Source organism: Microbulbifer sp. TB1203 (genome assembly GCF_030997045.1).
In the GTDB taxonomy this organism is placed as follows: Bacteria; Pseudomonadota; Gammaproteobacteria; order Pseudomonadales; family Cellvibrionaceae; genus Microbulbifer.
Window position 1 is genome coordinate 3,372,787 of record NZ_CP116899.1, and the last position, 15,832, is coordinate 3,388,618.

Annotated in this window: 10 protein-coding genes; 1 reads left to right on the forward strand and 9 read right to left on the reverse strand. The window is 62.2% G+C overall.

Annotation, left to right across the window (positions count from 1 at the left end):
- Nucleotides 1-187: 187 nt before the first annotated feature.
- From PP263_RS14105 to PP263_RS14145, 9 genes are all read right to left on the reverse strand, one after another.
- Nucleotides 188-1,606, reverse strand: a complete 1,419-nt coding sequence (locus PP263_RS14105) for an FAD-dependent oxidoreductase (RefSeq protein WP_308364214.1) — start codon at nt 1,604-1,606, stop codon at nt 188-190.
- A 57-nt stretch (nt 1,607-1,663) separates the two neighbouring features.
- Entirely contained in the window at nt 1,664-6,115 is a 4,452-nt protein-coding gene (gltB, locus tag PP263_RS14110; RefSeq protein WP_308364217.1) for a glutamate synthase large subunit, read from the reverse strand.
- Between the two features lie 220 nt (nt 6,116-6,335).
- The gene (gene aroB, locus PP263_RS14115) at nt 6,336-7,421 is read right to left on the reverse strand and encodes a 3-dehydroquinate synthase (RefSeq protein WP_308364219.1); all 1,086 of its coding nucleotides are present in this window, start codon (nt 7,419-7,421) and stop codon (nt 6,336-6,338) included.
- A 52-nt stretch (nt 7,422-7,473) separates the two neighbouring features.
- Complete coding sequence (aroK, locus tag PP263_RS14120; protein WP_308368616.1) at nt 7,474-7,998, reverse strand: shikimate kinase AroK; 525 nt, start codon at nt 7,996-7,998, stop codon at nt 7,474-7,476.
- Entirely contained in the window at nt 7,998-10,217 is a 2,220-nt protein-coding gene (gene pilQ / locus PP263_RS14125; RefSeq protein WP_308364220.1) for a type IV pilus secretin PilQ, read from the reverse strand. The genes aroK and pilQ overlap by 1 nt, the downstream gene beginning before the upstream one ends.
- Nucleotides 10,218-10,219: 2 nt before the next feature.
- Nucleotides 10,220-10,747, reverse strand: a complete 528-nt coding sequence (locus PP263_RS14130; RefSeq protein WP_308364221.1) for a pilus assembly protein PilP — start codon at nt 10,745-10,747, stop codon at nt 10,220-10,222.
- Nucleotides 10,744-11,364, reverse strand: a complete 621-nt coding sequence (locus PP263_RS14135; RefSeq protein WP_308364222.1) for a type 4a pilus biogenesis protein PilO — start codon at nt 11,362-11,364, stop codon at nt 10,744-10,746. The genes PP263_RS14130 and PP263_RS14135 overlap by 4 nt, the downstream gene beginning before the upstream one ends.
- Nucleotides 11,365-11,375: 11 nt before the next feature.
- Nucleotides 11,376-11,954: a PilN domain-containing protein gene (locus PP263_RS14140; protein ID WP_308364223.1), complete on the reverse strand. Its 579-nt coding sequence runs from the start codon at nt 11,952-11,954 to the stop codon at nt 11,376-11,378.
- A gap of 1 nt (nt 11,955) precedes the next feature.
- Complete coding sequence (locus PP263_RS14145) at nt 11,956-13,032, reverse strand: pilus assembly protein PilM (protein ID WP_308364224.1); 1,077 nt, start codon at nt 13,030-13,032, stop codon at nt 11,956-11,958.
- 146 nt (nt 13,033-13,178) lie between these two features.
- Here PP263_RS14145 and PP263_RS14150 point away from each other — a divergent pair, with 146 nt between their 5' ends.
- Nucleotides 13,179-15,830 (forward strand): penicillin-binding protein 1A, encoded by a 2,652-nt coding sequence (locus PP263_RS14150; RefSeq protein ID WP_308364225.1) that lies wholly within the window; start codon nt 13,179-13,181, stop codon nt 15,828-15,830.
- The last annotated feature ends 2 nt before the right edge of the window (nt 15,831-15,832 follow it).

Sequence of the window (15,832 nt, forward strand, 5' to 3'; positions counted from 1 at the left end):
CTTTGCGGGACTGTCTGCGAGAGGGACCTCGCGGACAAGCCTACAGGGATGTATTCACGGCGTGTCCCGCAAAGAGTCCCCGGCAGTGGGGCCGCCACGGAGTTCTTATTCAGGCACCCTCTCCCCCGGCCCCTCTCCCGCAAGCGGGAGAGGGGAGAAGCGGAGCTGGAGCTCCGCGGTCCCGGGGCTAGACGTCGAGGTAGTCGAGGATGCCCTCAGCAGCTTGGCGGCCTTCCCAGATGGCGGTGACCACGAGGTCGGAGCCGCGCACCATATCGCCGCCGGCAAAGACCTTTTCGTTGCTGGTCTGGAATTTGAACTGCTGCTTCTCCGGCGCCACCACACCGCCCCAATCGGCGATCTCGACATCGTGCCCCGCCAGCCACTCAGGGGGACTGGGGCGGAAACCGAAGGCCACCAGAACGATATCCGCGGGGATGATCTCCTCGGAGCCGGGCACCACTTGTGGACGGCGGCGGCCGTTTTCATCCGGTTCGCCCAACTGGGTGGTGACCACCTTGACGCCGCTCACAGCGTCGTCGCCGACAATCTCCACCGGCTGGCGATTGAACAGGAACTTCACCCCTTCTTCCTTCGCGTTGGCCACCTCCCGGCGGGAGCCGGGCATGTTTTCCTCGTCGCGGCGGTAGGCACAGGTGACGCTCCTCGCGCCCAGGCGGATAGAACTGCGGTTGCAGTCCATGGCGGTGTCACCGCCGCCCAGCACCACCACGCGCTTACCCTCGACGGAAATAAATTCCTCGGGATTCTTTTCCCAGCCCATATTGCGATTGACGTTGGCCACCAGGAAGGGCAATGCGTCGTGCACGCCGGGCAGGTCCTCGCCGGGGAAGCCGCCCTTCATATAGTTGTAGGTGCCCATGCCCATAAACACCGCGTCGTAGTCGTTGAGCAGTTCTTCGAAACTGATGTCCACGCCCACTTCGGTGTTGAGGCAGAACTCGATTCCCATATCGGTAAATATCTGCCGGCGCAGCTGCATCACCGATTTTTCCAGCTTGAACTCGGGAATGCCGAAGGTGATCAGGCCGCCGATTTCCGGGTATTTATCGAATACCACCGGCTGCACGCCGTTGCGCACCAGTACGTCGGCGCAGCCGAGGCCGGCGGGGCCGGCACCGATCACCGCCACGCGCTTGTCGGTCTTTTGCACATGACTCAGGTCCGGACGCCAGCCGAGAGCGAAAGCGGTGTCGGTGATGTACTTCTCCGCACTGCCGATGGTCACCGCGCCGAAGCCGTCGTTCAGGGTGCAGGCGCCCTCGCACAGGCGGTCCTGCGGGCAGACGCGACCGCAGACTTCCGGCAGGGTGTTGGTCTGGTGGCACAGCTCGGCCGCCTCCATGACATTGCCGTCGGTCACCAGCTTCAGCCAGTTGGGGATATAGTTGTGCACTGGGCAACCGGTCTCGCAGTAGGGATTGCCGCAGTCCAGGCAGCGGTGTGCCTGGCTGGCCACCTGGCGCTCACCGAAAGGCTGGTAGACCTCTACGAATTCGTTGGTGCGGGTAATGATGTCTTTTTTCGGCGGGTCGACCCGGCCCACGTCGATAAACTGGAAATCGTTGCTCAGTCTTTCTTTCATAACTCATTCACCCCTGCTCTTAATCTTCATCGCTACCGCTCGAACGTGCCGCTACCGCTATTCGCCGCGCTTGCGCACGTCCGCGAGCAGGCCGGCCAGGCTGGCGGCCTTGGGTTTCACCAGCCAGAACTTGCTCAGGTAGTCGTCGAAGTTGTCCAGCAACTCCGCGCCCCATTCGCTGCCGGTTTCCGCGGCGAACTCCTCGATAACCTGGCGCAGGTGGCTCTGGTAGGACTCCAGGGTTTCGCTGCTGATACGGCGCAGTTCGATCAACTCGTGGTTGCACTTGTCGAAGAAGTTGCGCTTCAGGTCCAGCACATAGGCAAAGCCGCCGGTCATTCCGGCGCCGAAGTTGACCCCGGTGCTGCCCAGCACAGCGATCATGCCGCCGGTCATATATTCGCAGCAGTGGTCGCCGGCGCCCTCCACCACCGCAAAGGCGCCGGAGTTGCGCACGCCGAAGCGCTCACCGGCACGGCCGGCGGCAAACAGTTTGCCGCCGGTGGCGCCATAAAGGCAGGTGTTGCCCACAATGCTGGTGTCCTGAGAGGCGAAGGCACTGTTTTGCGGGGGGCGGATCACCAGCTTGCCGCCGGCCATACCCTTGCCCACATAGTCGTTGGCATCACCCTCCAGGTACATTTCCAGGCCGCCGGCGTTCCACACCCCGAAGGACTGACCGGCGACGCCGGTGAGGCGCAGTTTTACGGGTGCGTCTGCCATGCCCTGGTTGCCGTGGCGCTTGGCGATCTCGCCGGACAGGCGCGCGCCGATGGATCTGTCGCAGTTGGTGACCCGGTAGGCGTATTCGCCGCCGGACAGGTTCTCGATCGCCGGCAGCAGATCCGCCACCATACGCTCGGCCAACTCGCCCTTGTCCCAGGGTTCGTTCTTAGGCCGCTGGCAGGTCTGGGGCTTGCTGTCGAGCAATGCATCGGTGTGCAGCAGCGGGGCCAGGTCCAGCTTCTTCTGCTTCTCCGTCTCCCCATCCAAAGCGCGCAGCAGGTCGACGCGGCCCACCAGTTCCTCGATGGTGCGCACGCCCAGACTCGCCATCCACTCGCGGGTCTCCTCCGCCACGAAGCGGAAGAAGTTCATCGCCATCTCCGCAGTGCCGATGTAGTGCTCGTCGCGCAGGTCCTGGTTCTGGGTGGCGACGCCGGTGGCGCAGTTGTTCAGGTGGCAGATGCGCAGGTATTTACAGCCCAGCGCCACCATGGGCGCGGTGCCGAAGCCGAAGCTCTCAGCGCCGAGGATCGCCGCCTTGACCACGTCCAGGCCGGATTTGAGGCCGCCGTCGGTCTGCACCCGCACCTTGTCGCGCAGGTCGTTGGCGCGCAGGGTCTGGTGGGTCTCCGCCAAGCCCAGCTCCCATGGGGAGCCGGCGTAGCGGATGGAAGTAATGGGGCTGGCGGCGGTACCACCGTCGTAGCCGGAGATGGTGATCAGGTCGGCGTAGGCCTTGGCCACGCCGGCGGCGATGGTGCCCACTCCCGGGCGGGACACCAGCTTCACCGATACCAGGGCATCCGGATTGACCTGTTTCAAATCGAAGATCAGCTGCGCTAAGTCCTCGATGGAATAGATATCGTGGTGCGGCGGCGGCGAGATCAGGGTGACACCGGGCACCGAGTAACGCAGCCGCGCAATCAGTTCGTTCACCTTGCCGCCGGGCAGCTGGCCGCCCTCGCCGGGCTTGGCACCCTGGGCAACCTTGATCTGCAACACCTCGGCGTTGACCAGGTAGTGCGGGGTGACGCCGAAGCGACCGGAGGCCACCTGCTTGATCTTGGACACCTTGTCGGTGCCGAAGCGCGCGGGGTCCTCGCCGCCCTCGCCGCTGTTGGAGCGGCCGCCCAGGCGGTTCATGGCCTGGGCCAGGGATTCGTGGGCCTCCGGGGACAGCGCCCCCAGGGACATGGCCGCGGAGTCAAAGCGGCGCAGAATATTTTCCGCCGGTTCCACTTCCTCCAGCGGAATCGGCTGGATACCGTCTTTGAAATCCAGCAGGTCGCGCAGGGTGGCCACCGGGCGCCGGTTCACCAGCGCGGCGTAGTCGCGCCATACCGCGTAGTCGCCGGTGCGCGCGGCGCGGCGCAGGGTGTTCACCACATCCGGGTTGAAGGTGTGGTATTCCTGGCCCCAGACGAACTTGTGCAGGCCGCCGGGTGACACCGGCTTGCGCGGCTTCCAGGCCAGGGATGCGCGCGCCGCCATATCGCTCTGCAGTTCGGCAAAGCCGGCGCCCTGAATACGGCTGGGCGCGCCGGGGAAACACCGGTCGACAACGTTGCGATCCAGGCCCACCAGCTCAAACAGCAGCGCGCCGCGGTAGGAGGCCACGGTGGAGATGCCCATCTTGGAGAGGATCTTGAGCAGCCCTTTAATAATGCCTTTGCGGTAGTTTTTCTGCGCTTCTGCCGCATCCAGCAACAGTTCACCGGTGTCGATCAGGTGGTTGATGATGCTGTAGGAGAAATACGGGTGCACCGCGGTGGCGCCCACACCGATCAGGCAGGCCAACTGGTGGGCGTCACGGGCGCTGGCGGTGTCCACGACGATGTTTGAGTCGCAGCGCAGGCCGGCGTGCACCAGGTGGTGATGCACCGCGCCGGTGGCCAGCAGGGCGTCGATGGGCAGTTTGTCGGCGGCGATTTCGCGATCGGACAGCACGATGATGACCGATCCGCCGCGCACCGCGGCCTCCACATCGGCGCAGAGTTTTTTGATCGCCGCCTCGAGATCCAGCTGCGCCGGGTCGTAGTTGAGGTCGAATATCTTCGACTCGAAGCCGGGCCTGTCCAGCTCCAGCAGCGCGGTGTACTTCATATGGGAGAGCACCGGCGAGGCCAGGATCACGCGATCCGCGTGCTCGGGGGTCTCCTCGAAAACGGTTTTCTCCCGCCCCAGGCAGGTCTCAAGAGACATCACCACCGTCTCCCGCAGCGGGTCGATGGGCGGGTTGGTCACCTGCGCGAACTGCTGGCGGAAGTAGTCGTACAGACAGCGGTTGTGGCGCGAAAGCACCGCCATGGGGGTATCGTCGCCCATGGAGCCCACCGCTTCCTGGCCGGCCTCGGCCATCGGCCGCACCACATTGTTGCGCTCCTCCAGGGAGGAGCTGAACAGCTTCTGGTAGACCTTGAACTGCTCGAAGGAAAAATTGTTATCCACCGGCGCGGTGACCAGGGTGGAGCGGATGCGCCGCGCCTTTTCCTTCAGCCACTGCTTATAGGGCTGTGAACGCTTGAGCATGTCGTCGATATCACGGGTGTGCATCAGCACACCTTCGCGAGTGTCCACCGACAGCATCTGCCCCGGGCCCAGGCGGCCTTTGGCCACCACATCTTCGGGCTTGTAGCCGTACACGCCCACTTCCGAGGCCACGGTGATGAGATCATCTTTGGTGATCACCCAGCGGGATGGGCGCAGGCCGTTGCGGTCCAGGGTGCACACCGCGTAGCGGCCATCGGTCATCACCAGGCCAGCGGGCCCGTCCCAGGGCTCCATATGCATGGAAATGTATTCGTAGAAGGCGCGCAGGTCCGGATCCATGTCCTCTACGTTCTGCCAGGCGGGCGGTACCAGCATACGCACGGCGCGATGCAGTTCCATGCCTCCGGCAGTCAGCATCTCCAGCATATTGTCCAGGCTGGAGGAATCGGATCCCTCGCGGTTGACCAGCGGTGCCAGTTCGGCCAGTTCCGGAATCAGCGGGCTGGCGAACTTGGGCGTGCGCGCCACCGACCAGTTGCGGTTGCCGGTGATGGTGTTGATCTCGCCGTTGTGCGCCAGCAGCCGGAAGGGCTGCGCCAGCGGCCAGAGCGGCATGGTGTTGGTGGAAAAGCGCTGGTGAAACACACAGATGGCGGTCTCCATTCTCGGATCCGCCAGGTCGGGGAAAAATTTCGGCAGGTCCGCCGGGATCATCAGCCCCTTGTAGGAGAGCACTCCTGTGGACAGGCTGGCGATATACACGCCCTCCCCCAACTGCTGCTCCGCCCTGCGCCGGGCGACGAACAGCCGCGCGTTGAATTTCGCCTCTCCCAGGGGTTCCTCGGCGTCGTTGACCAGCAGCTGTTCAAAGTGCGGCAGGGTTTGCCGGGCGATGGGACCGAGGCACTCGGGCTCGGTGGGCACCGGGCGCCAGCCGGCAATCCGCAGTCCTTGGGCCTCTAACTCGCGGCAGAGGGTATCGCGGGCTTTTCGCGCGTCCGCCTCGTCCAGCGGCAGCATAATCGAACCCACGGCGTATTGATCGGTCAGTTCGGCGCCACAGTGCGCTTTTGCTTCCGCGCGCAGAAAAGCGTCGGGTTTTTGCAGCAGCAGGCCGCAGCCGTCACCGGTCTTGCCGTCGGCGGCGATGCCCCCGCGGTGAGTCATACAGGTCAGCGACTCGATCGCCGTCTGCAGCAACTTGTGGCTGGTCTCGCCCTTCAAGTGCGCGATCAAACCGAAGCCACAGTTGTCTTTGAACTCATCCAACCGATATAGGCCGCTGCTACCCATAGACTTCCTCACAGTTAAAAAAAGCCCGCAAGCGGGCTTCTTCGACGTTGTTTTTTGCCGGGTTTTCCCCGGCGGGCGCGCAATATTACTGGCGCCCCCCTGGAATTGCAATATTTCCCAGATTTATCTTCTGCCCATGGGCACCAAAACCGACTTATCTTCTTTTTGTGATCACTATTGCCAAATAGTCCTCAGATTTGCCCGTTTCGCGAGGGGTTGGTCACTCGGCGCCACAGATTTTCAGCGCCTCCTCCAGCTGTTTCAGCGGCGTGTCATCGCAGATCTGGGCATCCCCCAGACTGCGCAACAGCACCAGGCGCAGGCGACCGTCCAGCACCTTCTTGTCCACCGCCATGGCCTCCAGATACTCCCGTACTGTCATCCCTTCGGGCGATGCCTGAGGCAGCTGCGCAGCGGCCAGCAGGGCGCGGATTCGCGCCACCAGTTCTCCGTCGATGGTGCCGCGGATACGCGACAGCTCGGCGGCCATGACCATACCCGCAGCCACCGCCTCCCCGTGCAACCAGTTGCCGTAACCCTGTACCGCCTCGATGGCGTGACCGAAGGTATGACCGAAATTCAGTATGGCCCGTCTGGCAGATTCCCGCTCGTCCTCCGCTACCACCGCCGCCTTGTCCCGGCAGCAGCGGTTCACCGCGTAGGCCAGGGCCTGGGGATCCCGCGCCATCAGCTTCGGCATATGTTCCTCCAGCCAACTGAAGAAGGGGGCATCGCAGATCAGGCCGTACTTGATCACTTCGGCGATGCCGGCGGACAGCTCGCGGTCCGGCAGGGTGGCCAGGGTATCCATGTCCGCGAGTACCACCCTGGGCTGGTAGAAGGCACCGATCATATTCTTGCCCAGGGGGTGGTTGACGCCGGTTTTGCCTCCCACGGATGAGTCCACTTGTGCCAGCAGGGTGGTGGGAATCTGTACGAAGTCCACGCCGCGCTGGTAGCAGGCGGCGGCGAAACCGGTCATATCGCCGATCACACCGCCGCCCAGGGCGATCAGGGTGGTGCTGCGGTTGTGGCGTTTCTCCAGCAGGCGGTCAAAGATGCGTTCCAGGGTGTCCAGGGTTTTAAAAGCCTCGCCGTCCGGCAACACCAGGGTATCCACCTGCTCGAAGTCCGCCAGGCCCCCGAGCAGCCGCTCGAGGTAGAGAGGGGCCACGGTCTCATTGGTCACTACACAGACTTGTTTGCCGCGGATATAGGGCAGCAGGTACTGGGGGTCCCCCAGCAGTTGCGAACCGATCACGATGGGATAGCTGCGTTCCCCCAGTTCCACATTCAGGCAGTGCATGGTTTCTCTCCCTTCAACTGAAGGGCGCACTTTAGCACAAGGAGGATAGAGGTTATTTAAAGGACGGATCCTGGGTCAGGCGCTCGGCCACCATGGACGCGGCCTGCTTGGGGGTGCAGTCGTCTGTGTCACAGATGATGTCCGCCACCTCGCGGTAGAGGGGATCCCGCTCCCGCACCAGTTCGATAATGCGCGCACGCGGGTCCGCCACCCGCAGCAGCGGGCGGTTGCTGCTTTTCGAAGTCCGTTCCAGCAATTGCTCCACACTCGCCTGGAGATAAACCACCAGACCGTACTGGCGCAGTTGCTCACGGTTCTCCGGAAGCAGCACGATCCCGCCGCCGGTGGCCACCACCTGCGGCTGCCCCCGGCAGAGATCCCTCAGCACCTCGCTCTCGCGCCGGCGGAATCCAGCCTCGCCCTCTACGTCGAAAATCCAGGGAATATCGGCGCCGGTGCGCTCTTCCAGCACCTTGTCGGAATCGGCAAAAGGAAGCTCCAGCTGCGTCGCCAGCAGCCTGCCGATGGTGGACTTGCCGGCCCCCATGGGGCCGACAAGGAAGATGGAGCGGTTGATCACTTGGAGAAGAAAAGTTCGTCTTCCATGATGCGGGGGGTGATAAAGATCAGCATTTCGCGTTTGTCATCCTGGCGCAGGGTGGTCTTGAACAGATGCCCCAGGAAGGGGATATCGCCCAGCAGCGGCACCTTGGTTTCTCCTTCGATCACCTGACTCTCGAAAATTCCCCCGAGCACAATGGTTTCACCGTTGCGGACCAGCACCTTGGTCTGCAGGGTATTAACGTTAATAGAGGGAATGGTACCGCCCGTTGTGATATTGGTAACCAGTTCGCCCACACTGTTCTGGTCGATATCCAGCTCCATAATAATATTGTTGTCCGGGGTGATCTGCGGGGTGACATTCAGTTTCAGCACCGCCTCGCGGAAGGTTACCGAAGCGGCGCCGGAGGAGGTCGCCTCCACATAGGGAATTTCCACACCGGACTCGATATTGGCCTCCTGCTTGTCACCGGTAACCACTTTCGGTTGGGAGACAATTTCCGCCTTGCCCATATCCTCCAGCGCGGAGAGTTCCAGGCCCAGATAAAAATTCTCTTTCAGGATCGCATAGGCGATGCTGCCGGCCCGATCGGCTACCCCGAGGTCCACCAATACAGGACTGTGAACGCTGGACGGCGATTCCACATCCGGTCCCGAACCATCCCCTCTTACAGGGAGCCCCACCTGTCTACCGGATCCTATGCCGATTTTATCGTCGTCGATATCGTGGTCTTCTACATAATCCCAGCGCACACCGAGCTCTCTCTGGAAGTCGGTGTTGGCAATAACAATCCGCGCTTCGATCATCACCTGGCGGATGGGGATGTCAATCGCATCAATCAGCTCCCGGAACTGGATAATCTTGTCCTCGGTATCGGTGAGGATAATCGTATTAGTGCGTTCATCCACGATGGCGCTGCCGCGGGAGGACAGGATACTGCGCTGATCGGCATCGCGCTGGCCGCCGGCGAAATTGCCCTGATTGAAACCTCCGCCGCCCTGCTGTCGATCTCCCGCAAACAGGGTAAACAGTTCGCGGGCGTCGGCGTAGCGAATCTGGATATACTCGGTGCGCAGCGGGGCCAGTTCCTGCAGCTGCTGCCGCGTCTCCAGTTCCTGCCGCTCGCGCTCGGCGATTTCCGCCGCCGGCGCCACCATGATCACCTTGCCTTCCTGTCGCTTGTCCAGGCCCTTGGCACGGAGGATCAGATCCAGCGCCTGGTCCCAGGGCACACCGTCCAAACGCAGGGTGATGCGGCCGGACACAGTGTCACTTGCAACCAGGTTGAGATCGGTGAAATCGGCGATCAGCTGCAGTACCGAGCGCACTTCGATGTCCTGGAAATTCAGCGACAACTTTTCACCGGTGAACTGGAATTCCTTTTCCTTTTCGCGAATTTCCGCCACGGTGAGCGGCTTGACGCTCAGCACATACTCGGTATCCGCCTGGTAGGCCAGGTAGTCGTAATCGGTATTTGAGGGGTCTACCGCGATCACCGTGTTGCGACCGTCGTAGTCCACGGTAATGGAGTTGACCGGGGTGGCGAAGTCGGTGACATCCAGGCGCTGGCGCAGGGACTCCGGCAGTTCCGCGCCGAGGAAAGTCAGGTATATCTTGCCCTTGCGGCGCTCCACGTCGATATTCACCGCCGGGTCCGTAAGGCTGACGATCACCTTGCCCTCTCCGGCGTCGCCGCGGCGAAAATCCACATTGCGAATAGCGACACCGCTGGCCGCGCGGAAACGTTCCTGCCCGCCCAGGTCGAGCCCGCCGCTGTGTGCTGCGGTGGCCGCAGGCGCGGGGGTAGCCGTCACCGACGCAGTGGCAGCCGCATCGGCGCCCACCTCCAATACCACCTGGTTGCCTTTGCGCTCGCTGGTATATACCGGCAACTGGTCCAGGTTGATGATCAGGCGCGTGCGGCCCTCACCGGACACCACCACTGCACTGCGCGCACTGCCCACTCCCAAAGAGTATTTTTTCTCCGGCAGGGCGCTCTCCACCCCGGCAAAATCCATCACGATACGCGCCGGCTGCTCGATGGTATAGCCGGTGGGCTCCGGTGGGATATCGGTAAAGGACAGCCGCAGCTGCAGCCGGCCGCCGGGCAGCTCGGAGAACTGGATATCGTTGAGTTTGTTGACCTGGGCCTGCAGCGCCGGCGGCAGCAGAGCCAGAATAAACAGCAATGTCTTGCCGAAAGCCAACACTTTGGCGAGTTGCCTGTTAATCATTATCAGTTGTCCTTCTCTTCCAAAGTCAGCGCCCGCGGCCTTTCGATCCAGCCACCGGTGCCATCCGGTACTATTTCCAACACGTCGATTTTACTGGCGCTGGCGCCGACCACCCGCCCGTGGTTTTTACCCAGGTAGTTGCCGATGGTGATGCGGTGAATGCCGCCCTCGCTGTCGTCGATCAGCGCCCACACTTGGCCACCGCGGGAGAGGGTACCCACCATGGAAAGAGCGTCGAAGTTGAACCTCTCCAGCAGTTGACGCTGCCGGTTCAGGTCGGGTGCCACATCCAGCCTGCGCCCCACCAGGCGCTGGTCTTCCTCCAGCACCGGCCGGCTAAAGGGGCTGCGCAGCGCGGCGGCGCTGTAGACATAGGGGCTGTAGGGGGTAAATGTCGGGATGGGCTCAATCTGCCCTTTGGGCTGGTGCTCAATCGCGGCCATTTTCTTGCGCAAATCGCTGTGGCTGCCGTCCAGGCTGCAGCCCGCGACGGCCAGCAGAACCGGTATCAGAGCGAAGTACTTCTTCATCCCTCCTCCCCCTGCTCTTTGTAACGATAGGTCTTGGCATTGATGGTCATACTGAGCAGCGCGCCACCGTCTTTGCCGGTCTGGATCTCGAAATCGTGCAAGGTCACTATCCTGGGCATACCGGCAATACCACTGACAAAGGCGCCGAACTCGTGATAGCCCCCCTCCACTTCGATACGGATGGGCAGCTCGACATAGAACTCACCCACCTGCTCATCTTCCAGCGCTACTTTCTGGATGGTGAGCCCGCTACCGCGGCCGTATTCGTCGATATCCTCGAGCAGCCCGGGCACTTCGGTGTCCTTGGGCAACTGCTTGAGCAGGGCGCCGAAGGTCTCCTCCATTTCCGCCAGCTGTTCCCGGTAGGCATCCAGATTCGCCGCCTCAAAGGATTTTTTCTCGAACTGCGTAAACAGCTCCTGCTCCTTGTTGACGGCGAACTCCAGTTGCTGATAGCGGTCCTTGATCAGGAACCAGTAGCCCCCGCCGACCAAAGCCGCCGCAATCAGCAACAGCAGGGCCACCCGCCCCGCCAGGGGCCAGACTCCGACACGGGAAAAATCGATATCGTTGATATCGAGTTGATTCAATTGTTTGAGCGTATCCTCTAGCGCCATGGCCAGGCCTCTTAATTATCCGCGCCTTGTTGTTCGTCTTCTTCTTTTTTGCGCCCGCTCACACTGACAGTCATCTGGAAAGCGCTGGCCTGTTCGCCGAATTCGGGCTTCGCGGTCACGCCGGTCAGGTTGGGCTCCTGATACCACTCCGACTGGTCCAGGTTGCGCATGAAGGACGACACCCGGTTGTTGGACTCAGCCACCCCGGAGACCTGCATGGTGTTGCCGCTGCGTTTCAGGCTGGTGAGCCACAACCCCTCGGGTGCACTGCGCACCATCTCGTCGAAGTAGCGCACCGACAGCGGGCGGTTGCCCTGCAGCTCCTGGATAACCCGCATGCGGTCGATCAGTTCCTGGCGGCGCTTTTTCAGGTCTTTGATTTCGCGCACTTTCTTGTCGAGCGCGGCTATTTCCGTCTGCAGTATCTGATTGCGCTCGTTCTGGTTTGAAATCTGTGCGTCGACGGTTTTCATCCACATGAAAGTCGCGAAGCAGGCGGCCATGACCACCAGCACCGCCACCTGTTGGAATTCCTTCTGCTTCTGTGCGCGATATTCCTGGCGCCAGGGAAGTAGGTTGATCTTGGCCATCTCAGTACTCCCGCTCGCGCATCGCCAGGCCGGCGGCGATCATCAGCGCCGGCGCCTCGTTGGCCAGCGCCTGGCGATTGACTCGTGAGGCCACTGTCATATCCTGAAAGGGATTGGCGACAATCGTGGGTTTGTTGAGCTTCTGCCCCACCAGTTCCACCAGCCCGTCCATGGCCGCAACGCCGCCGCCGAGCAATATGTAATCCACATCGCTGTAGGAAGTGGAGGAGTAGAAGAACTGCAGCGAGCGGGTGACCTGCTGCACCACGGCATCGCGGAAGGGCTCCAGCACCTCCGGGTAATAGTCGTCCGGCAGGCCGCTGCCGCCCTGTCGCTTGGCCAGCCCCGCCTCTTCCGAGGACAGACCGTAGCGGCGCTGGATCTCGTCGGTAAGCTGGCGACCCCCGAACAGCTGCTCGCGGGTGTACACCGTTTTGCCGTCCACCAGCACCGAGAGCGCGCTCATGGTGGCGCCGATATCGATGACGGCCACCACCAGTTGTTCCTGGGGGGGGAACTGACGTTCCAGCAGGGTGTAAGCGCGCTCGATGGCGTAGGCTTCCACATCCACCACCCCGGCCTGCAGTTCGGCGTCGGTCAGCGCGGAAACCCGCTGTTCGACATTCTCACTGCGGCATGCGGCCAGCAGCACCTCCACCTGGCCTTCGCCTTTTTCCGAAGGGCCCTGCACCTCGAAGTCGAGATTCACTTCATCCAGCGGGTAGGGAATGTACTGATCCGCCTCCAGGGCGATCTGCGCCTCAAGTGCGTCTTCGGAAAGATCGGCGGGCATTTCCAGGGTCTTGGTGATCACCGCGGAGCCGGACACCGCCACCGCAGCCTGACGCAGGCGCGTCTTGGAGCGGCGCACCACCTTGCGAATGGCTTCCGCGGTGGCGGCAACATCGTTGATGTTTTTGTCCACTACCGCATTGGGAGGCAGGGGCTCGACCGCGTAACATTCGACCCGATACTTGTCGCCGCTGCGGGAGAGCTCCAGCAACTTGACCGCAGTGGAGCTGATATCCAGCCCCAGCATGGCCTTCGGGCCCTTGTTGAGAAAAGGGAGCATCCCCATTTTTCTTATCTTTTCCGTGGGTTATGAAGGTTTGATGTTATAGCACTTTAAATTACAGCTGCAACCGCCTTTTGCATAGGTAACAGCGCACAATCTTCGTATAATTGTTAATCTGCTCCGATTCAGACGTAAGCCAGAAGCAACTCATGACTGAAAAGACCCGCAACCGCCTACTCTCGCTACTTTGGCTCGGCACGGCGGGAATCGCCGCCGCCGCCATGGCCTTTGCCAGCATCTACCTGTATCTCAAGCCCGGCCTGCCATCGGTGGAGAGCCTGCGCGACATCCGCCTGCAGACGCCGCTGCGGGTCTACTCCCGGGATATGAAGCTGATTGGGGAATTCGGCGAGAAGCGGCGCAACCCCATCACTATCGAGCAAACGCCCGAGCTGTTCGTGAAGGCCGTCCTGGCCGCGGAGGATGCAGGATTTTACTCCCACAACGGCGTATCGATTAAAGGCTTAGTGAGAGCTGCGTCACAATTATTGCAAAGCGGCTCCATTCAGTCCGGTGGCAGCACCCTCACCATGCAGGTCGCGCGCAACTTTTTTCTCAGCCGCGAGCAACGCTTCGTGCGCAAGTTTAACGAGATACTGCTGTCGCTGCAGATCGAACAAGAACTGAACAAAGACGATATTCTCGAGCTTTACATCAATAAAATCTTCCTCGGCAACCGAGCCTACGGCTTCCAGGCCGCGGCCCACGTCTATTATGGCCGCGGCATCGATGAACTCAACCTGGCCCAGTGGGCGATGATGGCGGGCCTGCCCAAGGCCCCCTCCGCCTACAACCCTATCGCCAATCCCACCCGCGCGCTAGTACGCCGCAACTGGATCCTCAAGCGCATGCTGGAATTGGGCTACATCGACCAGGATGACTACAAAAATTCCATCACCGCCCCGGTTACCGCCAGCTACCACGGTCGCGATCTGGATCTCTACGCCCCCTATGTCGCGGAGATGGCACGCAAGGAAGCCGTCGAACTGTTTGGCGATGCCGCCTACACCGACGGTTACCAGGTGATCACTACGGTGGACAGCAAATTACAGGCGGCCGCGCGCGACGCCCTGCAAAAAGGCCTGGAAACCTACGACGCCCGCCACGGCTACCGCGGTCCGGAGCAGCGCCTGGACGCCGCACTGCTGCAGGACAGCGACCAGTTAGTGGACCTGCTCAAGGAGATCCCGGTGCTCGGCGGCCTGCAGCCGGCGGTGGTGACCGCGGTGGAGCCGCAGCGCCTGCGGGTGCAACTGCGCGACCGCCGCGTGGTGGAGGTGCTATGGGAAAACGGCTTGTCCTCCATCCGCCCCTACCTTTCGGAAAACGCCCGCGGACCGCGCCTCAAGTCCGCCGAGGAGATGTTCGCTCCCGGCGACGTGATCCGCCTGCGCCGCGTGGAGATAAGCCCCGAAGAACCCGGCGACCAGGCCCCCATCCTGGAGGGCGGGGAACAATTGGCCTCCGACCCCTTTGCCGACCCCGGCGAAGAGGGCGCTATCGCGCCGGTGGTGGAACCCCAGGTGCGCGAGGAATGGCACCTGACTCAGGTACCGGAGGCCCAGGGCGCGCTGGTCTCCCTGGCCCCGGAGGACGGCGCTATTCGCGCGCTTGTCGGCGGCTATGACTTCCACCAGAGCCACTTCAACCGCGTCACCCAGGCGGCGCGCCAGCCGGGCTCCAACTTCAAGCCGTTTATCTACTCCGCGGCTATAGAGAAAGGCTATACCGCAGCCAGCATCATCAATGACGCGCCAATCATCTTTGAGGAAACAAACCTGCAGGATGTGTGGCGCCCGGAAAACGCCAGCGGCGAATTCCTCGGCCCTGTCCGCCTGCGCAAAGCGCTGTACATGTCCCGCAACCTGGTCTCCATCCGCCTGCTACAGGCACTGGGCATCGACTATGCACTGGGCTTTGTGGAGCGCTTCGGCTTCGAGCGCAGCAAACTGGCCCGCAACCTGACCATCGCCCTGGGCAGCTCGGCGCTGACCCCACTGGAAGTGGCCCGCGGTTACGCTGCCTTCGCCAACGGCGGCTACCGGGTGGAGCCCTACCTGGTGGACCGGGTGCTGGATGTGAATGGTGAGGTGGTCTACCAGGCGCTGCCGCTCACCGTGTGCCGCGACTGTCCGGCCGACGGCAGCGAAACGCTGCCTCTGGAGCCAGTGAATCTCGCGGATGCGCAGGTGGAAGCCGAGATACTGGAAGAGGGGGAGGAGCCGCTGGAACTGCGCCGCCTGCCGGTCAATCCGCTACGCAGCGACGCCACGCAACAGGGGCGCCCCCGGGCGCCCCGCGCCATATCCCCTGAGACCGCCTACATCATGGATTCTATTCTTAAAGACGTCATCAAGAGGGGTACCGGCCGCAAGGCCTTGGTGATGAAACGCGGCGATATCGCCGGCAAGACGGGTACCACCAACGGCCCGCGCGACTCTTGGTTCTCCGGCTACAGTTCCTACCTGGCGACCAGCGCCTGGGTGGGTTTCGACTCCAACGGCGAACTGGGCAAGACCGAATACGGCGGCACAGCCGCCCTTCCCATCTGGATCGATTTCATGTCCACCGCCCTGGAGGGACTGCCGGAGCGCCACCTGCCGCAACCGGACGGCATAGTGACCGTACGCATCAATCCGCGCACCGGCCTGCGCACCTCCCGCGGTGGCATATTTGAGATCTTCCGCGCCAACCGGGTGCCCGGCCGCGAGACCTACAGTGCGTACCAAGCGTATGGTGACGACGAAGAGGATAGTGAAGGGGAGCGGTCGGGAGAGTCCCTGCCAGAAGAATTGTTTTAGAT